At 69.2% G+C, this 17,500-nt stretch carries 18 protein-coding genes; 9 read left to right on the top strand and 9 right to left on the bottom strand.

Translation table 11 applies throughout. From position 1 onward, the window contains the following. Positions 1-159 precede the first annotated feature (159 nt). The 3 genes from ABZX02_RS16460 to ABZX02_RS16470 all read right to left on the bottom strand — a co-directional run bounded on the left by ABZX02_RS16460 (position 160) and on the right by ABZX02_RS16470 (position 4,260). Complete coding sequence (locus ABZX02_RS16460; protein ID WP_355298893.1) at positions 160-1,620, bottom strand: alpha/beta hydrolase; 1,461 nt, start codon at positions 1,618-1,620, stop codon at positions 160-162. A gap of 52 nt (positions 1,621-1,672) precedes the next feature. After that, positions 1,673-2,389, bottom strand: a complete 717-nt coding sequence (locus tag ABZX02_RS16465) for a MerR family transcriptional regulator (protein ID WP_355298894.1) — start codon at positions 2,387-2,389, stop codon at positions 1,673-1,675. Between the two features lie 170 nt (positions 2,390-2,559). Then, complete coding sequence (locus ABZX02_RS16470) at positions 2,560-4,260, bottom strand: S8 family serine peptidase (protein WP_355299152.1); 1,701 nt, start codon at positions 4,258-4,260, stop codon at positions 2,560-2,562. A gap of 244 nt (positions 4,261-4,504) precedes the next feature. Here ABZX02_RS16470 and ABZX02_RS16475 point away from each other — a divergent pair, with 244 nt between their 5' ends. Then, the gene (locus ABZX02_RS16475; protein ID WP_355298896.1) at positions 4,505-5,587 is read left to right on the top strand and encodes a substrate-binding domain-containing protein; all 1,083 of its coding nucleotides are present in this window, start codon (positions 4,505-4,507) and stop codon (positions 5,585-5,587) included. A gap of 12 nt (positions 5,588-5,599) precedes the next feature. Here the strand turns inward: ABZX02_RS16475 and ABZX02_RS16480 are convergent, their stop codons facing one another. Further along, positions 5,600-6,304 (bottom strand): hypothetical protein, encoded by a 705-nt coding sequence (locus ABZX02_RS16480; protein ID WP_355298898.1) that lies wholly within the window; start codon positions 6,302-6,304, stop codon positions 5,600-5,602. Positions 6,305-6,380: 76 nt separating this feature from the next. Beyond that, positions 6,381-6,542, bottom strand: coding sequence for a hypothetical protein (locus ABZX02_RS16485; RefSeq protein ID WP_355298900.1), 162 nt, complete (start codon positions 6,540-6,542; stop codon positions 6,381-6,383). Positions 6,543-6,759: 217 nt separating this feature from the next. Here ABZX02_RS16485 and ABZX02_RS16490 point away from each other — a divergent pair, with 217 nt between their 5' ends. The 5 genes from ABZX02_RS16490 (at position 6,760) to ABZX02_RS16510 (ending at position 10,213) form a co-directional block, all read left to right on the top strand. Further along, positions 6,760-6,966, top strand: coding sequence for a cold-shock protein (locus ABZX02_RS16490; protein WP_030468404.1), 207 nt, complete (start codon positions 6,760-6,762; stop codon positions 6,964-6,966). A gap of 110 nt (positions 6,967-7,076) precedes the next feature. Then, positions 7,077-7,955 (top strand): glutamate ABC transporter substrate-binding protein, encoded by an 879-nt coding sequence (locus ABZX02_RS16495; RefSeq protein WP_355298902.1) that lies wholly within the window; start codon positions 7,077-7,079, stop codon positions 7,953-7,955. Beyond that, positions 7,952-8,566, top strand: coding sequence for an amino acid ABC transporter permease (locus tag ABZX02_RS16500; protein ID WP_355298903.1), 615 nt, complete (start codon positions 7,952-7,954; stop codon positions 8,564-8,566). Before ABZX02_RS16495 ends, ABZX02_RS16500 begins: the two co-directional genes overlap by 4 nt. Beyond that, positions 8,566-9,333, top strand: coding sequence for an amino acid ABC transporter permease (locus ABZX02_RS16505; protein WP_355298905.1), 768 nt, complete (start codon positions 8,566-8,568; stop codon positions 9,331-9,333). The genes ABZX02_RS16500 and ABZX02_RS16505 overlap by 1 nt, the downstream gene beginning before the upstream one ends. Next, positions 9,314-10,213 carry an asparaginase gene (locus ABZX02_RS16510; RefSeq protein WP_355298907.1) on the top strand — a complete coding sequence of 300 codons (900 nt, stop codon included), beginning with the start codon at positions 9,314-9,316 and terminating at the stop codon, positions 10,211-10,213. The genes ABZX02_RS16505 and ABZX02_RS16510 overlap by 20 nt, the downstream gene beginning before the upstream one ends. On the opposite strand, the gene ABZX02_RS16515 is transcribed toward ABZX02_RS16510, so the two are convergent. Beyond that, the gene (locus ABZX02_RS16515) at positions 10,210-10,650 is read right to left on the bottom strand and encodes an ester cyclase (RefSeq protein WP_355298909.1); all 441 of its coding nucleotides are present in this window, start codon (positions 10,648-10,650) and stop codon (positions 10,210-10,212) included. The two genes, ABZX02_RS16510 and ABZX02_RS16515, sit on opposite strands and share 4 nt — an antisense overlap. A gap of 68 nt (positions 10,651-10,718) precedes the next feature. Between ABZX02_RS16515 and ABZX02_RS16520 the strand changes: the two genes are divergently transcribed. After that, positions 10,719-11,348, top strand: coding sequence for a TetR/AcrR family transcriptional regulator C-terminal domain-containing protein (locus ABZX02_RS16520; RefSeq protein ID WP_355298911.1), 630 nt, complete (start codon positions 10,719-10,721; stop codon positions 11,346-11,348). Here the strand turns inward: ABZX02_RS16520 and ABZX02_RS16525 are convergent. Then, positions 11,345-13,027 carry an acyl-CoA dehydrogenase gene (locus ABZX02_RS16525; protein ID WP_355298913.1) on the bottom strand — a complete coding sequence of 561 codons (1,683 nt, stop codon included), beginning with the start codon at positions 13,025-13,027 and terminating at the stop codon, positions 11,345-11,347. The two genes, ABZX02_RS16520 and ABZX02_RS16525, sit on opposite strands and share 4 nt — an antisense overlap. A 151-nt stretch (positions 13,028-13,178) precedes the next feature. On the opposite strand from ABZX02_RS16525, the gene ABZX02_RS16530 reads away from it, so the two are divergent. Further along, positions 13,179-14,258, top strand: a complete 1,080-nt coding sequence (locus tag ABZX02_RS16530; protein WP_355298915.1) for an exo-alpha-sialidase — start codon at positions 13,179-13,181, stop codon at positions 14,256-14,258. Next, positions 14,255-14,539, top strand: coding sequence for a MoaD/ThiS family protein (locus tag ABZX02_RS16535; protein WP_355298917.1), 285 nt, complete (start codon positions 14,255-14,257; stop codon positions 14,537-14,539). The genes ABZX02_RS16530 and ABZX02_RS16535 overlap by 4 nt, the downstream gene beginning before the upstream one ends. Positions 14,540-14,991: 452 nt before the next feature. Here ABZX02_RS16535 and ABZX02_RS16540 read toward each other — a convergent pair whose 3' ends face one another. Both ABZX02_RS16540 and ABZX02_RS16545 read right to left on the bottom strand, forming a co-directional pair. Beyond that, positions 14,992-15,969, bottom strand: coding sequence for a zinc-binding dehydrogenase (locus ABZX02_RS16540; protein WP_355298918.1), 978 nt, complete (start codon positions 15,967-15,969; stop codon positions 14,992-14,994). 56 nt (positions 15,970-16,025) lie between these two features. Then, positions 16,026-17,492 carry an aromatic amino acid ammonia-lyase gene (locus tag ABZX02_RS16545; RefSeq protein ID WP_355298920.1) on the bottom strand — a complete coding sequence of 489 codons (1,467 nt, stop codon included), beginning with the start codon at positions 17,490-17,492 and terminating at the stop codon, positions 16,026-16,028. Positions 17,493-17,500 lie beyond the last annotated feature (8 nt).

Here is a 17,500-nt window from a genome sequence, read left to right on the forward strand (position 1 = left end):
CGTGGGAGCAACGGTAAGGGGTCTGCACCTTTATTGGCAAGAGTCTTTACTAATTCGCGAACGGACAATTGCCGTCTGGCGGTTCATTCCGGCGGAAACGCTTGGCTGGCAAACGTTTCCGCCGGAATTTCAGGTCACGCGATGTCGAACCGCGGGCCGTCAGCTGGTCTCAGCCGCGCACTTCACGTCGTTCGGACGCTGCTCGCCGAGCAGGTACCCGGTGACCTTGTCGTTGGCGCACTTGTTCTTGCCGAAGATGTAGGCGCCGTGCCCGCCCTGGTCGATCGTGATCATCGCGGCCCTGTCGCCGAACGCGCGGCGCGTCGACTGGGCGCCGACCAGCGGCGTCGCGGGATCCCGCTCGTTCTGCACCAGCAGCACGTTGCGCGGGCCCCGGTCGGACGGCAGGACCTGCTTCTCCACCGGCTTGGGGAAGAAGGCGCACGGCTGGATGTTCGCCGCGGCCGCGCCGAACATCGGGTTGCGGACGCGGTCGATCGCCACGTTGCGCTCGTACGCGCCGACCGACGACGGCCAGGCGGAGTCGCCGCACATCACGTTCAGGCGGCCCGCCAGCAGGGCCTGCACGCGCGGGACCTCCGGGTACTCCTGCGGCGGCTGCGGCTTGCCCTGGTCGAACGCCTGGTAGGAGGCGGCGAGCTTCTTGAAGGCCTCGTCACCGGTGGCGTAGAGCCCCGAGAACGTGAGGAAGCGGAACAGCCTGCCGTCGATGCCCTCCACCGAAGGCTTCTTGTCGAGCCGCGCGGCCAGGTCGAAGAACTTGGCGCGCACCTGCTGCGGCGTCGTGCCCAGGCCGTACTCGGGGTGCGCCGCGGCCCACTTCGCGAAGTCGGGGAACGTGTCCTCGACACCGCGGCCCATCAGCCGGCCGCCCTCGACGTCCCAGCCACCCTTCGGCAGGTTGCTGTCGATCACGACGCGGTCGGACGCCTTCGGGAACAGCGTGGCGTACACCGAACCGAGGTACGAGCCGTACGAGTACCCGAGGAACGACGCCTTCTTCTCGCCCAGCGCGGCGCGGACCGAGTCGTAGTCACGCGCGATGTTCTGCGTTGTGTTGTAAGGCAGTTCGTCGGCCGAGTGCGACTTCAGGCACTGTTCGGCGATCTTCTTGACCTCCTCGGCGCGCTGGCGCACCTCGGCGGAGTTGTTGGCGTACGGCGGCACGCTGCCGTCCGCCATCTGCTCGTCCGTCATGTCGCACGTGGACGGTGAGCTGTAGCCGAGGCCCCGCGGGTCCATCCCGATGATGTCGTACGCGTCCTGCACGTCCTGCGGCAGTCCGACCGCCTTCAGCACGGCCGGGAACGTCAGGCCCTCGCTCGGCCCGCCGGGGTTGGTCAGCAGGATCCCCTTGCGCTTGGCGGGGTTCTTGCTGGCCAGCCTGGTGATCATCACCTCGGTCTTGCGGCCCTGCGGCTTGCGGTAGTCGAGCGGCAACTGGAGCTTGCCGCACTCCAGTCCGGGCAGCGCCACGTCGGTGGGACAGGCGACCCACTGCACCTCGGGCTTCGGCGTGGCGGCGGTCGACACCCCCGGCACCGCCACGAGCCCCGCGGCGGCGGTCACGACCGCGGCCAGCGACAACGTTTTTCGCATTGGCAAATACCTCCCCGACGACGCACCCCCTCGGTGCGCCACAAATGAGTGCTCAGCTGCTCATGCGGACGAGGACGTCCAGCTGGGCCTTGTTGTAGAGCTCGACCATGACCTTCACGACCGTCCGCCTGGCGTGCTCCACGCCGCGCGGCGCGTCGCTCCACAGGCCGGACGGATCCGGGAACGCGGCCCGCATCTGCGCCATGTACGGCATCTCGCGCATGGCGTCCGCCACCCGTTGCCGGGTCTCCTCGTCGGCGTCCGCCGGCAGCGTGTCGAACGCCACGACCGCGGGGTCACGCGAGTAGTTCTTCAACGTCTCGGCGTAGCGGGCCAGCGTCTCCGGTGAGAGCAGCTGGGCCAGCACGACGGTGAACGACCGGTCCTGCGGCGACAGGTTCGCGTCCTCGATCATCGCCGCGACGTCCGGCGGCAGGTCGGTCGGCACCTCCTGGCGCAGCACCAGTGCCAGCTCGGCCCTGATCCGCTGCAGGCGTTCGATCTGCGCGGCCAGTTCGGTGTCGAGCTCCTGCAACGCCTCGCGGGGATGTTCGTCCCCGTCGCCGAGCTCCGCGATCTGCGTGAGCGACAACCCGAGATCGGTGAGGCGCTTGATCCTCAGCACCCGCACGAGGTGGGGCACGCCGTAGCTCTTGTAGCCGTTGGCGCGGCGTTCCGGCTCGGCGAGCAGGCCCACGTCGTGGTAGTGCCGGATCGTGCGCAACGTCGTTCCCGCGAGATCGGCCAGCTGGCTGGTGCTCCACGCCACGACGTTCCTCCTCTCCGGTCGCTGACAGGACCCATCTGAAACTATGCCGCTACGGCACGGTCAAGGCAGGCCGGGAGAGTTCAGACGAAGGTGTCGGGGAGAGTCCACTTTCGTCGCACGCAAAAGGCCCCCGGCAAGACACCGGGGGCCTTTTGTTGTCCTACAACGACTTACAGGAACTGCTTGCCGCGGGTGACGGCGCCGTAGGCGTCCACGATGCCGTGACCGTAGAAGCCGTTGAACTTCGCGTCGCCCTCACAGGTGGCGTCGAACTCCGGCGAGCGGCCCACGTTGACGTACGAGACAGTGCGCGGGTTCGGGCAGGCGCGCTGGATCGCGGTCTTGTAGAGGACCTTCTCGACCTTGTCGGGGTCGAGGGTGAGGCCGGGGTTCTTCTTGTCCTTCTTGCCGTACTCGCTGACGACCAGCGCGGCGACACCGGCGGCGTGCGGGGCGGCCATCGAGGTGCCCTGCAGGTACTGGTAGTACCCGACCTTGTCGCCCTGCACGGCCTTCTTCACACCCGCGGCGAGACCGTCGGGGGTGATGTTGCCGGCCTCGTCGATCGCGCCTTCGGCGAGAGCGACGTTGCGCGGGTACGTCGAGAGGATCAGGTTCTCGTTGGTGCGGTACCACGGCGTGCCGAGGCCGTCGCGGAAGTAGCCACCGGGAGCCGAGAGCGCGGTCTGCTCGACGCCGTAGTTCGAGTAGTCGGCCTTGTTGGTCGACGGGCCGAGCGACGACACGGAGATGACGTGGTTGCCCTCGGTCGGGAGGTTGAGGCACGTCGCGTTGTCGACCGGACGCGGACGGGCGTGACCCGGCGGGTAGTTCGGGCTCTGCACGTCCTGGCGCGGCTTGCCCAGGTCCTCGTGGTTGTTGCCGCCCGCGCCGATCAGCGTGACGCCCTTGCGGTGCGCGTAGTTCAGCGCGCGCTGCACGGACGCGATGATCGTGCGCTGCTCCAGCTGCTCCTCGGCCGAGGCCGTGGGGTCGTTGGCGCAGTTCATGTACCACGGGTCGACGTAGAACGACATGTTGATGACGTCCAGGCCGATGTCGGCGCCGTAGGTGAGCGCGTCGACGACGGGGTTCAGGAAGAACGACCCCGCGTCCTGGCCGCCGCGGATGTTGACGAGCGACACGCCCGGCGCGACACCGGAGATGCCGAAACCGTTGGCAGCGGCGCCGATGGTGCCGGCGACGTGCGTGCCGTGGCCGCCGTCGTCCCAGTTCGCCGGGTCGACACAACCGCGGAACTCGCACGGGCCGTCGAAGACGCCACCGTCGGAGTCGTTGGGGATGTCGACGGTGAAGTTGCGCGAGAGCTCGTTGTTGAAGTTCGGCGCGATGTCCGGGTGGGAACCGTCCACACCGGTGTCGAGGATCCCGACGTACACGCGCTTGTCACCGGCCTGCTTGGCCCGCGCGATGTTGGAACGGACGAGGTTCAGGCCCCACAGGTCCCCGTCGAGCGGGTCCATGCCGGCGGTCGAACCCTGCTGAGCGGGAGCCTTGTTGGCCTTCTCGCTCTTGTTCTCCTTCTCGACGTTCTCGCGCTTGGCCTTCTCGGCCTTCGCCGCGGGCGCGTGCCCGATCGGCTTGGACCGTGCGGCACCGACGATCGCGCTCGAAGCGGAGACCTTTTCCACGAACCCGTTCGCGGGCGCCTTGACGGTCAGCAGACCGACGGCGTCGTTGCTCCGCAGGACCTCGCCACCCGCCGCCTCCACGGCGTCGATCGCGAAGTCGCGGTTTCCGGGCTCCTCCAGAAGGACGGTGTACTCCGTGACCGGCCCCGTGGAGGCCGGTGCGGCCCCCGCCGCCGAAGTACCCGCGGCGACCAGCGACACCGTTGCCGCCACCGCCATCACGGTTCTGCGCGTTCTCACCTAGCTGTCTCCTCACACCCGGTCAGGGCTGGATCCAACAACACGGTGCGGCCCCCGATTGCCGCCCAAGTTGGACACACTGACACGAAAATTCGTCACGCATCAGCGCCTTTCGTACGGAATCGAACTGTAGTCGATCGGCAGCGGAGCGTGATGTTATGAGAAGAAATCTTGACTTAACAAGATTCAAGGACTGGACTCCGCGTTTATGCGAAGACGGGTAATGGCATCGTCGGCGTGCCTGCTCTTTCTCCTCTCTGCCTGTGGTGAGGCTGGTCAGGGCTCTACGACGCTGCCTACGCGCGGTCCCAAACCAATCGTCGGGGTAATCCTTCCCGACCGAACGACATCCGCGCGCTGGGAAGAGCAGGACCGCCCACTGCTCACGCAGGCGTTCAACTACGCCGACATCGAACCGTTCATGGAGAACGCCGAGGGCGACGAGGCGAAGTTCGCGCAGATCGCCGACGAGATGATCCGCCGCAAGGTGAAGGTCATGATGATCACGCCGTTGTCGGCGGCCGGTGGACTCGCGGTGCAGAAGAAGGCGAAGGCCGCGGGCATCCCGGTCATCGACTACGACCGCGTGACGCTCGGCGGCCAGGCGGAGTACCACGTTGGTTTCGACAGCGTGAACGTCGGCCAGCTGCAGGCGGACGGCCTGCTGGGCTGCCTCGGGGAGAAGCCGGGCGCGCAGATCATCGAGATCGAGGGCGCGCCGACCGACCACAACGCCACCCTCTTCACGCAGGGCCAGAAGTCGAGGCTCGCGCCGAAGTACGACAGCGGCGCGCTCAAGCTCGTGAAGTCGCAGCCGGTCGCCGACTGGAACAACGACCTCGGCGGTCAGCTGTTCGAGCAGATCCTGAACGACAACGGTGGCAAGGTCGACGGCGTGGTCGCGGCCAACGACGGCCTCGCGGGCGCGGTCATCGCCGTGCTCAAGAAGAAGAACCTGAAGGTCCCGGTCACCGGCCAGGACGCCACAGTGGACGGTCTGAGGGCCGTGCTCGCGGGCGACCAGTGCGTCACCGTCTACAAGCCGGTGCGCGACGAGGCCGAGGCCGCCGCCAGGCTGGCGATCGCCATCGCCAAGGGAGACCTGGAGGGTGCCGACGACCTCGCCACCGGCAACCTGCGGGACCCCGTCGCGCGGCGCGACATCAAGTCCGTGCTGCTCGGCGCCACGTTGATCAAGAAGGACACCGTCCGCACGCTGGTCACCGAGGGCATCGTCAAGCCGGCCGAGCTGTGCGCCGGCTCGCTGGCCCCGGTCTGCGCCCAGCAGGACATCGTCGGAGGGTGACTCTCGAGCCCGTCACGGCCTGTCTTGATCAGGCAGGTCGTGACGTCCCGAGATGAACTCCTGCACGGCGATCTTCGCCTTGATGATCGGCTGCCGGATCCGCGCCTCCCGGCGGTACGCGCGGGTCAGCTTCCGCGAGCCCTCCAGGTAACGCCAGCGCGCCCACGGTGAACCCGGCCGTGCGAGCCGCACGGCGCCCACGGCGGGCACCACGGGCACCAGCAGACCGAGCAGCCCGGTCCAGATCTTGCCCTTGAGCAGGGCCACGATCGCGAAGCACAGGTTCACGCCGATCGCGATCAGCCGGAGCGTGAACGTGGACGCGGGCGTTGTGTCCGGGTTGAGCTGCAGCACCTCGTCGTAGCCGAGCGGGCGCGCGCCGAGCAGGAACGTCCCGGTGAGGCCCACCGCGAGGAACACCGCGTCGACCGACAGCCGGCCCGCCTTCGTCCAGTAGACGTCGCGCAGGTGCAGGATCAGCGCGAACTCGTCGAGCACCAGCGCCGCGCCCACCCCGAGCCCGGCCGCGGCGGCCAGCCGGGCGCCGTGCAGGTCGTCCGGGATGACGAGGCTCGTCACGCTGGAGAGCAGCAGCAGGACCGTGCCGAACACGACGTGGTGGACGTGCGTGTCGCCGGCCACGATGTTGCCCGGCCACCAGCGCACCTTCGCCCGGATCAGGCGCACGCTGATGCGGATGAACACGAATGTGGTCACCAAGCCGACGAAGAAGAAGAGCAGTCTGTCGCTGCCGGTCAAAGGTCACGGCCCCCTGGGTCAACGACCTTCCAGGTTACCGGCCTTCCGGCGAGTTCATCGTCCGCACGGTGCCGTGGACGCCGCCGACCAGCTCGTTGGAGATCGTCGTGCGGCCCTCGTCACGGGCCGGGGGCGCGACGGTGACCTTGATCGACATCGCCGTCTGCCCGGACACGAGCACCGCCGCGGGGCTCATTCGGGATCTCACGGAAGCGGCGAAATCGATGGCTCGACTGAGGGCGGGGAGCCGTGGTTGACTGTCTGCGGTCGTACGTTTCGTGTTCGTGGATTACCCCGCTCGCGGAACGAGGTTGCGAGTGAGCGGGTTCTCCAGGTTCCGGAGTTCACGCCGCTGTGACTTGACCCGGTGGTCGCGAGCGCGATCCGGCACCTGTTAGAGGAGAAGTAGCAAGATGGCAGTACAGGGCACCGTCAAGTGGTTCAACGCGGAGAAGGGCTTCGGCTTCATCTCCCCCGACAACGGTGGCGCCGACGTGTTCGTCCACTACTCCGAGATCCAGATGAACGGCTACAAGGCTCTCGAGGAGAACCAGCGGGTCGAGTTCGAGATCGGTCAGGGCCAGAAGGGCCCGCAGGCCCAGGGCGTTCGCGCCGTCTGAGTCTGACTGGTCAGCACATCTGATCTGACACCGAAGCCGTCTGTCCTGTATCGGACAGACGGCTTCGGTGCGTCTTGTGCCCGGTTCATCGCGATCAGTAACTTCGGCCCATGGGGAGACTGTTCGTAGCCGCGCTGTTGCTCTTCGTGGCCGGGTGCTCGGGCGGAGAGGGTACGGTGCCGGGCGGGGGCAAGATCGACGCCCTGCTCGCCAAAGCGCCCGTTTACACAGGTCAGGTGGTCCCTGGTTCGGCTGTCGACCGCATCAAGAAGCGCGGCCGGCTGCTCATCGGTGGTTCCCAGGACGCCCCGCTGCTCTCCCAGCTCGACCCGATCAGCGGTGAGCTCACCGGCTTCGACGCCTACCTGGGCAAGCTGCTCGCGCACTACATAGTCGGCAAGACCTCGACGGAGCTGCTCTCCGCCACGTCGGAGACGCGCGAACCGTTGCTGGCCAACGGCACCGTCGACGTGATCATCCAGACCTACACGATCACGCCCGCCCGCCAGGAGCGCGTGTCGTTCGCCGGCCCCTACTACGAGTCCGGTCAGTCGATCGCGGTCCGCAAGGGCACGTCCGGCATCGCGACCCCCGCCGATCTGGCCGGCAAGACCGTCATCGTCGGCGCGAACACCCCCGGTGTGCAGGCGGTGCGGGACGCGGCGCCCACCGCGAAGATCCTCGAGTTCGGCTCCGATCCCGAGTGCCTGACGGCGTTGAAGCAGGGGCGCGGCGAGGCCTACGTGCAGGACCAGGCGATCCTCGTCGCCGACGCGTCGAAGGACAGCGAACTGCAGCTGGTCGGCGAGCCGTTCACCGAGGACCCGTACGGCATCGGCATCCGGCACGGCGACGCGGAGTTCACGGAGTTCGTGAACGACTGGCTGCGCGAGATCGGCGGGTCCGGGCTGTGGCAGGAGGTCTGGAAGCAGACGATCGGCACCGTGGTCACCGGCGACGCGCCGGCGCCACCCGCGATCGCCTCATGAGCCTGGTCCTCGAAGGCTTCCTGAACACCGTTGCCCTGACTCTGCTGTCTTTCGCGGGCGCGTTGCTCGTCGGACTGCTTGTGGCCGTGCTGCGGATCGTGCCCGTGCCGTTGCTACGGGCCGTTGGCGCGGTTTACGTCGAGGTGTGGCGCAACATCCCGCTCCTCGCGTGGCTCGTGCTGTTCGTGTTCGGGCTGCCCGAGGTGGGGGTGAAGATGCCCCTGTTCTGGACGGCCTTCGCGGCGATCTCGCTGTACGAGGCGGCTTTCGTGGCGGAGGCGCTGCGGTCGGGCGTGCTCTCGGTGGCGTCCGGGCAGGGGGAGGCGGCGCGGGCGCTGGGACTGTCGTTCCGGCAGACGTTGTGGCACGTGGTTCTCCCGCAGGCGGGTCGGCGGGTGGTGCAGCCGCTGGCGAACATCGCGATCGCGCTGACGATGGCGACGGCGCTGGCCGGGGTCGTCGGGGTGGTGGACCTGACGCGTGCGGCGCAGCGGATCAACCTGGAGCTCGCGCGGCCGTTGCTCGTGTTCACCGGGGTCGGGCTCTGCTACCTGGTGCTGGCGGCCGGGATCGGGTTCGGGGCGCGGGTGCTGGAACGGCGGTACGCCTGATGTTCGACGCTCCCGGCCCGCGGTTCCGCCGCCGGGTCTTCTGGGTCTCGGTGGCGTCCGGGCTGGTGCTGGTCGGGCTGGTGGCGCTGGGGTTGCGGCAGTTCGCCGCGAACGGCCAGCTGGAGCTGGTTCGGTGGAGGCCGTATCTGACCTGGCCCGTGTGGCGTTATCTGCTTGAAGGTCTGTGGTCGACGGTGGTGGCGGCATGTGCGACGGGTGTGCTGGCGATGGCGGGCGGGTTGCTGCTCGCGTTGCGGCCCAACCGGTTCACGCGCGCGTACGCCGAGGTCATGCGCACGGTGCCGGTGCTGCTGCTCGTGTACGTGATGCTGTTCGTGCTGCCGTCGTTCGGGGTGAACCTGCCGCTGTTCTGGAAGCTCGTGGTGCCGTTGGCGTTGTCGCACGCGGCGTCCTACGCGGTGATCTTCCGGGCGGGCGTGTCGTCGGTCGACCCCGGACAGCGCGAGGCAGGGCTGTCGTTGGGCATGCCGGACGGTGTGGTGACACGGTTCGTGGTGCTGCCACAGGCCGTGCGGCACATGGCGCCGTTGCTCGTGACCCAGGCCGTCAGTCTGTTGAAGGACACATCGCTGGGCTATGTGGTGTCCTACACGGAGTTGTTGTTCAACGGGCGAGTGCTCGCGAACTACAACGGTCTGCTCATCCAGACGTTCATCGTCGTCGCGTTCGTCTACCTCGTGGTCAACCTGGCGCTGTCCAGGCTGGCCCACCGGCTGGAGGCCCGTCGTGCCCGCACTGCTCGCTGAGGTGACCCGGTCGGGGTTCGTGGAGAGCCTGCACCACGGCAGCGTCGTCGGCCTCCTGCCGTCCGGTGCCGTGGGGGTCTCGGTCGGCGCCGTGGAGGACCCGGTGCTGCCGCGGTCGTGCATGAAGCCGTTCCAGGCGTTGGGCTGCCTCGCCGCCGGCGCGCCGCTGGCCGGTCCGTCCCTGGCGATCGCGGCCGGGTCGCACACGGGGGAGAACCACCACGTCGAGCTGGTCATGCAGTTGCTCGGCGGGCTGCCGGTGGGGCTGCTGCGGTGTCCCGTCTCCTGGCCCGAGGACGAGGAGACGCGCCAACGGCTGACGGAACCTTCTCGGGTGCGGATGAACTGTTCCGGCAAGCACGCGGCGATGCTCGCGGCGTGTGTGGCGGCGCGGTGGCCGACGCAGACCTATTTGGAACCCACACACCCGTTGCAGCAGCAGGTGATGCGCACGGTGGAGGAGCTTTCAGGCGAGTCGGTCGCGCACACGGCGATCGACGGCTGTGGCGCGCCCGTGTTCGCGTTGTCGTTGCACGGCTTGGCGCGCGCGATGCAGGGGTTGGTGCGCACGCCCGTCGCGGACGCCATGCGAGCGTTTCCCGAGTACGTGGGCGGGACCGGCCACGTGAACACGGTGGTCATGCAGCAGCTGCCCGGTGTGGTGGCCAAGGGCGGCGCGGAAGGTGTTTTGGTGCTGGCGACGGCCGCGGGCCACGCGGTGGCGGTGAAGGTGCTGGACGGCAACCCCCGCGCGACGACGGCGATCGGGCTGACGGCGTTGGCGGCCATGGGGTTCGACGTGTCGCCCGCGAAGGAGTCGCTGTCCGTGCCGGTGCTCGGCGGCGGTCAGGTCGTCGGAGAGGTGCGCGTGGTGTTCTAGAACTCCTCGGGGACCTCGAGCATGCCGAGCTGCGCCATGACGGTGGCCGTGTCGCCGTAGACCCGTTGGCAGGTGAGGACGTCCTTGTCGAAGAGAAAGAAACCGACCATCCTCACCTTGAACGACCGTCCGGTAACTTCTTCTCCGGTGAGGCTGCCGAGGTGCGTGCCCTGCAGCTCGAACTCGAGGATGACGGCGTCGTCCGCGTGGTGGACGTCGATGACCTTGTTGCGCTGGTCGGGGAAGGCCGCGCGGGTGCGCTGCCAGTAGTCGCGGACCGCGTCGACGCCCTCGAGGACCTGGCCGGACGCCATGATCTCGTAACGGGGGTGCGGAAACGTGTTCAGGGAGGTGTCGAAGTCGTGGTCGTTCTGCGACTCCATGTGCTCCAAGACGATCGCTTCACGCAGCGCTCTGAGCGCCTTGGACTCGGTCATGCCGGGTGACCCTCCTACGTACGCCGTACGTCGCAGGGAAGCTACTCCACGTCGTATGGTCTCCGCCAGTGTCCGCGTCACGTGAGCCGTTGACCCGCGACCGCATCGTCGACGCGGCCGTGCGGTTGATCGAGCGCGAGGGCGTCGAGGCCGTCTCGATGCGGCGGCTCGCCGCCGAACTGGGCGCGGGCACGATGTCGCTCTACAACCACGTGCCGAACAAGGCCGTGCTGGTGGACCTCGCCGCCGAGCGGATCATGGCCGAGGCGCAGCCGTACGAAGTGGACAGCGACGACTGGCGCGACCACATCCGGGCGCACGCCCGCGCGGTGCGGGAGCTGGCGCGCCGGCACCCCCGCGCGTTCGTGCTGCTGGCGACGCGGCGGCTGAGCAGCGAGGCGGGGTTCCGCACGATCGAGTCGGCGCTCGCGAACTTCGACCGCGCGGGGTTCCGCGGTGAGATCGCCGTCGGGATGATGCGGGCGATGGTGTCGTACCTGCTCGGTACGTTGATGCGGGAGGTCGCGACGTCGCCGGAGCTCGGCGGGATCGCGCTCTCGCCGTACGGGGCCGTCGACATGGCCGCGTTCCCGTTGTCGGCCGGGGTGCTGGACCAGCTGGGGGTGTACGACCACGACCAGGAGTTCGAGTTCGGGCTCGAACTCATGATCGCGGCGTTGGAGCGCTACCGGGGCTAGGGCTTCATCTCGTACCGGCCTGAGAGCGCGACCACCTGCTGCCACACGGCGTCGAAGCGGGCCTCGTCGACGTGCGGCTTGCGGATCTGGCCGATCGCCCACTGCTGCTGGGCCTCGGTGCTGCTGGCCTTGCCGTGCAACGCGGTCGCGTAACCGGCGAAGTCGCGGACCAGGACGTCGAAGATCTGGTCCAGCACGTGCTGGTCGGTGCCCGTGATCTTGGCCTGCTCCAGCACGAGCTGGCCGTAGACGACCAGGGTGAACAGGTGGCCGAGGTTCAGCAGGAAGTCGAGGTCCTTCTGCTGGGCCTCGTCCGGCGCGGCCGTGGCGAGCAGGGTCTTGATGGCCTTGGCCTGCTCGTGGAACAGCTTGACGTTCGGCAGGTGGGAGTGCTCGGCGTAGATCGGCTCCCAGTCGTGGAACTGGATCTTGCCGAGGCCGCGTGCGGGACCCTGGCGCCAGAAGAAGTCGTCGTCCGACGCGTCGTGGCGGGTCGGGACCTCGTCGTAGGCCTTGGGGTTGAAGAGGTAGTTCGGCATGAACTTGAGCACCAGGGCCAGGTTCACGTGCACGGTGCCCTCGAGCTTGGGCAGCGCGCGGATGTCCGCGGTGGCGCGGGTGAAGTAGGTGTCCTTCTCGAAGCCCTTGGCGGCGATGACGTCCCAGAGCAGGTCGATCACCTGCTCGCCCTCGCTCGTCACCTTCATCTTGGTGATGGGGTTGAAGAGCAGGTAGCGGCGGTCGTCGTCGTTGGCGCTGCGGAAGTAGTCGACTGACCTGTCCGCGAAGAGCTTCATGGCGGTGAGGCGCGCGTACGCGTCGACGAAGTTCTGGCGCACGTGCGGGAAGTCCGTGACCGGGTTGCCGTAGAGGATCCGGTTGTGGGCGTGGGTGATCGCCTCGTAGAACGAGTGCTCGCAGATGCCGATGCTGGCCGTGCAGAGGTTGAACTTGCCGACGTTGACGGTGTTGAGCGCGGCGGAGAACGCGTCCGGGCCGCGGTGCAGGATGTCGGCGTCGGTGAGCGGGTAGTCGTGGAGACGGAACTCGCTGACGAACATCTGGCTGTCGACGACGTTCTTGACGAGCTCGAAGCTCTCGTGCCGGCTGTCGACGGCGAAGAAGAGGTACTCGTCGTCGATCTTGCCGAAGACGCTGACCATGCCGGCGACGTTGCCGTTGCCGATGTAGTACTTGCTGCCGTTCGCGCGGTAGCCGTCGTCGGTCTTCGTGACGATCATGTCGGTGCTGTAGACGTCGGCGCCGTGCTCCTTCTCGGAGAGGCCGAACGCGAACACCGCGCCGCTGTCGAGGAGGGCGGCCGCCTTCTGCTTGGCCTCCTCGTTGCCGCTCATCCAGATCGGGCCGAGGCCGAGGACGGTGACCTGCCAGGCGTACCAGTACTGCAGGCCGTAGAAGCCGAGGACCTCGCTGAACGCGGCGTTGCGGGCGGCGTCCCAGCGCTTGGTGCCGTCGACGCCGCTCGGCGTGCAGAAGGTGGCGAAGAGCTTCTCCTGCTTCACGAAGTCGAGGAACTCGGTGTACCAGACCCGGTCCTGCGCGTCCGCGATGAGCTGCCGCTTGCCGCGGGCCTCGAACCAGTCGACGGTCGCCCTGAGCAGGCGGCGGGTCTCCTCGTCGAGGTGGGCGGGGTCGTAGTGGTTCGGGTCGAGCAGCACTGGTCGCCTCCTTGCGTCTTCTGCTCCCGGGACGCTACCAGTGAGTAACTTGTGCGGCTACGTGGCGTTTCTCGCTCGCTCAGAAATTGTCAGACCCCCGGCGTAACGTGCTCCGCATCACATCCCCCCGACTTCAGGAGGCGGCGTTGCGATGACGGTGGTCGTGGCGATCGGTACGCGCAAGGGGCTCTGGCTCGCCCGCAGTGAGGACCGTGTCTCGTGGCAGGTCGACGGCCCGCACCACGCGATGCAGGAGGTGTACGCGGTCGCGTTCGACACGCGCGCGGGCCTGCGCCTGCTGGCCGGTGTGTCCTCGCCGCACTTCGGTCCCGGTGTGTCCATTTCGGACGACCTGGGCGCGACCTGGGAGGAGCCGGACACGCCGCCGATCGCGTTCCCGGTGGAGGGCGCTGCGCTGGAGCGCGTCTGGCAGCTGCAGCCGGCCCCGGCCTCGCAACCGGGCGTCGTGTACGCGGGCACGCAGCCGTCGGCGCTGTTCAAGTCGACGGACGGCGGCCGTTCGTTCGAGTTCGTCGAGGGCCTGTGGAACCACCCGCACCGCCCGGAGTGGGAGGCGGGCTTCGGAGGCCAGGCCGTCCACACGATCGTGCCCGACCCGGTCGACCCGGACCGGGTGCTGGTGGCGATGTCGACCGGCGGCGTCTACCGCACCGCCGACGGAGGCAAGTCCTGGGAGGCCCGCAACAAGGGCATCAAGGCGTACTTCTTCCCGGACCCGTGGCCGGAGTTCGGCCAGTGCGTCCACAAGGTCGCGCAACACCCGGCCGCCCCGTCGCGCTTCTACGCCCAGAACCACCACGGCGTCTACCGCAGCGACGACGGAGGCGACACCTGGCAGTCCATCGCCGAAGGCCTGCCCACCGACTTCGGCTTCGCGATGGTCGTCCACCCGCACGACCCGGACACGATCTTCACGTTCCCGATCGAGGCCGACGGCCGCCGCTTCCCACCAGAGGGCAAGTGCCGCGTCTACCGCTCCCGCGACGCGGGCAACACGTGGCAGTCCCTCGGCTTCGGCCTCCCGGACTCCTTCTGGACAGCGGTGATGCGAGACGCGATGTGCGCCGACGACGCCGACACCACCGGCGTCTACTTCGGCTCCCGCTCCGGCGAGGTCTACGCGAGCCCCGACGAAGGCGAGACGTGGCACCAGGTGGTCTCCCACCTCCCGGACGTGATGTCGGTCAGGGCGGCGGTGATCCCGACGTGAAGGTGAAGGTCCTGATCCCAGGCGTCCTCCGCACAGCCGCAGACGGCAACGCCAGCCTGGACGTCGAGGTCCCGGACCCAGCCACCCTGGGCGCGGCCCTGGACGCACTGGCGACCACCTACCCCCTCCTGGACCGCAGACTGCGCGACGAACAGGCAGGCTTACGCCGCTACGTGAACTTCTACGTCAACGGCGAGGAGTGCCGCCGCCTGGCAGGCCCAGCCACCCCGCTACCGGCAGGAGCAGAGATCCAGATCCTGCCGTCCGTGGCAGGAGGCTGACCCCAGGCGCAGGGTGCGCCGCACGGGGATCGCGGCGCACCCCAGTCAACCCACACCACGCCCCTAACCCCGCCCGCCGCCACACGGCGCCCGCCGCGCCGCCACACGGAACCGCGCCGCCACGCCACACCGCGCCCCTCACGCCGCCGCCCTCACACCCCGCGCCGCACCGGGCTGCCAGGCCCCGCGTCGGGTCGGCATGCGCTGCGCCCCCAACACCGCCGCGTCCTCGCGCCTCCCAATACCGCTGCTCTCCTCACGCCGCGCCCCTCAACAGCGCCGCCCTGCGCGGCCGCCCTCACCGCGCGGCTCCAATCACGCGACCCCCGCCGCGCCGCCTCCGCCAGGCCCAAACTCTGGCGCTGCACCCCGCGCCCCTCACGCTGCAGCCCACCACCTCCTCGGCCCCACCTCCCCACCTCCCCGCGGCCCCACCACCCTGCGGCCCCACCTCAGATCACCAGCACCGACTTCCCCAGCGTGGCCCGCTCCTCCAGCGACCGGTGCGCCTTCTCGGCCTCCTCCAACGAGAAGGTCGCCCCCACCACCGGCCGGATCCGCCCCCGCGCAGCCAGCGCAACCGCGTCCGTGTGCAGTCCGCGCAAGGTCACCGGATCCGGCGAACCGCCAGCCAGCACGTTGTCCACCCGCACCCGCCGCCGCTCCGCCAACTCCGGGTCGACGTCGGCGAACCCGTCCGAACTGCCATAGGTGACGAACGTCCCACCCTCGGCCACGACCGAGAAAGCGGCCCTCCCCAGCACCCCTCCCACCCCGTCGTAGACGAGCCCGACGCCACCCGTCACCGACCGCACCTGGTCCTGCCAGTCGCCCCGCGAGTAGTCGACGGCGACCTCCGCCCCCAGCTCCCGGACCAGCGCGAGCTTGCGCTCACCCCGAGCCGCCGCGACCACGCGTGCCCCGGCATCGCGCAGCAACTGGACGAGCAACGACCCCGCCCCGCCTGCCGCCGCCGTCACCAGCACCCACTCCCCGTGCGGGACCGGCACGCGCCGCGCGAGCAGCAGCGCGGTGGCGCCGTCGTGCACCATGGCCGCCGCCTCCGCCGCGCCCAGGTCGTCCGGCACCTCGACCATCTCGGCCGCGGGGAAGAGCGTGCGCTCCGCGTAGCCGCCGGGCGCGCGGCAGATCACGCGTCGCCCCACCCACGCCGGATCGACGTCCGGGCCGACGGCGAGCACTCGGCCCGCGCCCCCACCGCCAGGCACGTACGGCAGGGTCAGCGGGAAGTACTCGCCGCCCCACCCGCCGCGCAGCAGCGTGTCCAGGAAGATCACGTCGGCGGCTTCCAGGGCCACCAAAGCCTGGCCTGGGCCCGCCACGGGCTCGGGCACGTCCTCCACGCGGAGCACCTCGGGCCCACCGAACTCGTGCACGCGCACGGCACGCATCGCAACCACATCCCCCACCTCGAACAACCTGGTCGTACCTGACCGTAGAAGCTCCAGGTTGGTGGAGATCAAGCTCAGCAGGTGGCGAAGTCGTCCAGCAGGGCCGAGGCCACCTCCACGTCCGGGCTGAGCTGGCGGTCGGACATGTCCGGGTTGAGCTTCGACTCGGCCGCCTCGAACGCGGTGCGCAGCGCCGGGGTCTGCGGTGTGATGCCGCGCAGCCGCAGGGCGCGGACGGCGGCCACCACCTCGCACGCCAGCACCAGGCGGAACGCGCCCAGCGAGCGCAGGGCCTGCGACGCCGACTGGAACGCGAAGCTCGAGTTCTCCTCCTGGCCGCGCGACACCACGGCGTTGCCGATGCTCGCCGGCTCGGCGAGGGTGCGGACCTCGGCCAGCGCGGAGTTCGCGCTGTACTCGAGGATCATCACGCCCGAGCTGCCGCGCACGTCCTCGGCGAGGAACGGGTGCAGGCCGGTGAAGTTCGGTTCCACCAGCGTTGCAAGGCGCGCGGTCGAGATGTGGCCGGTGTGCAGCATCGCGAGCCGCAGGCGGTCCAGGGCCTGCCCCAGGTACGCGCTGTGGAACGCGCCGTGGTGGTAGGCCGCGTCGTCCTCCGGGCCGAACTGGTCGGCGACGATCAGCGGGTTCTCCGCGGCCGCGTTGAACTCGACGTCCAGCACTCGGGCCAGGTCGGTGGCGGCGTCGATGGCCGGGCCGTGGATCTGCGGGAAGCACCGGTAGCCGAACGGGTCCTGGATGCGGGCGGGCGGCCGCGGCGGTTCGCCGATCAGGCGGCGCATCTCGGCGGCCACCGCCACCTGGCCGGGGTGCGGGCGGCCCTGGTGGACGCGTTCGTCGTAGGCCTCGACGGCTCCGTCCACGGCGAGGAACGACAGCGCGGCCACGACCTGTGTGGCCCTCAACAGCTGGTGCGCGTCCTTCCAGGCGAGGCCCGCCATGCCGATCGTGAGGGCGTTGCTGCTGATCAACGCCAGTGCGTCACCAGAGTCGAGCTCGATCGGGTCCGGGGTCTGCGTGGAGCCGAGCCAGTAGCGCTCGCCGAGCAGGGTCAGCCCGGTCTCGGCCAGCGCGGTCAGGTCGCCCGTGCCGATGGCGCCGTACTCGTGGACGCCGGGGTAGCAGCTGCCGTTCAACGCGGCGAGCAGGGCGTCGGCCACGGCCGCGCGCACGCCGGCGCCGCCCGCGAGGAGCTGGTTCAGGCGCACGACCATCATCGCGCGCACCTGTTCCTCCGGGAGCATGCCGCCGAGTCCGCCGGCGTGGCTGCGCAGCAGGCGCAGACCGTGCTCGGCCCAGCCCTCGGTGCTGACGATCTGGTCGCGGTTCGCGCCGACCCCGGTCGTGCGGCCGTACACCTGTCGCCGCACCACAAGGCGCTGGCTGGCCCGCCACGACGCATCGAGCCGTGCGAGGCCATCAGCGTGGAGGGTCACCGGCGCGTGATACCGCGCGACGCGCACCACGTCGTCGGCGCTGAGCGACTGACCGTCCAGCACGACAGGGGAGTCTTCGACCATGCCGCCAA

The sequence above is a fragment of the Lentzea sp. NPDC003310 genome, assembly GCF_040610935.1.
Classification (GTDB): Bacteria; Actinomycetota; Actinomycetes; order Mycobacteriales; family Pseudonocardiaceae; genus Lentzea.

What these genes read in the sequence shown, in the direction of transcription:
- ABZX02_RS16485 (WP_355298900.1), bottom strand. Translation starts at nt 6,542, where the DNA reads ATGAGCCCCGCGGCGGTGCTCGTGTCCGGGCAGACGGCGATGTCGATC.
- ABZX02_RS16495 (WP_355298902.1), top strand. Translation starts at nt 7,077, where the DNA reads ATGGGGAGACTGTTCGTAGCCGCGCTGTTGCTCTTCGTGGCCGGGTGC.
- ABZX02_RS16515 (WP_355298909.1), bottom strand. Translation starts at nt 10,650, where the DNA reads ATGACCGAGTCCAAGGCGCTCAGAGCGCTGCGTGAAGCGATCGTCTTG.
- ABZX02_RS16530 (WP_355298915.1), top strand. Translation starts at nt 13,179, where the DNA reads ATGACGGTGGTCGTGGCGATCGGTACGCGCAAGGGGCTCTGGCTCGCC.
- ABZX02_RS16500 (WP_355298903.1), top strand. Translation starts at nt 7,952, where the DNA reads ATGAGCCTGGTCCTCGAAGGCTTCCTGAACACCGTTGCCCTGACTCTG.
- ABZX02_RS16490 (WP_030468404.1), top strand. Translation starts at nt 6,760, where the DNA reads ATGGCAGTACAGGGCACCGTCAAGTGGTTCAACGCGGAGAAGGGCTTC.
- ABZX02_RS16475 (WP_355298896.1), top strand. Translation starts at nt 4,505, where the DNA reads ATGGCATCGTCGGCGTGCCTGCTCTTTCTCCTCTCTGCCTGTGGTGAG.
- ABZX02_RS16545 (WP_355298920.1), bottom strand. Translation starts at nt 17,492, where the DNA reads ATGGTCGAAGACTCCCCTGTCGTGCTGGACGGTCAGTCGCTCAGCGCC.
- ABZX02_RS16470 (WP_355299152.1), bottom strand. Translation starts at nt 4,260, where the DNA reads ATGGCGGTGGCGGCAACGGTGTCGCTGGTCGCCGCGGGTACTTCGGCG.
- ABZX02_RS16460 (WP_355298893.1), bottom strand. Translation starts at nt 1,620, where the DNA reads ATGCGAAAAACGTTGTCGCTGGCCGCGGTCGTGACCGCCGCCGCGGGG.
- ABZX02_RS16505 (WP_355298905.1), top strand. Translation starts at nt 8,566, where the DNA reads ATGTTCGACGCTCCCGGCCCGCGGTTCCGCCGCCGGGTCTTCTGGGTC.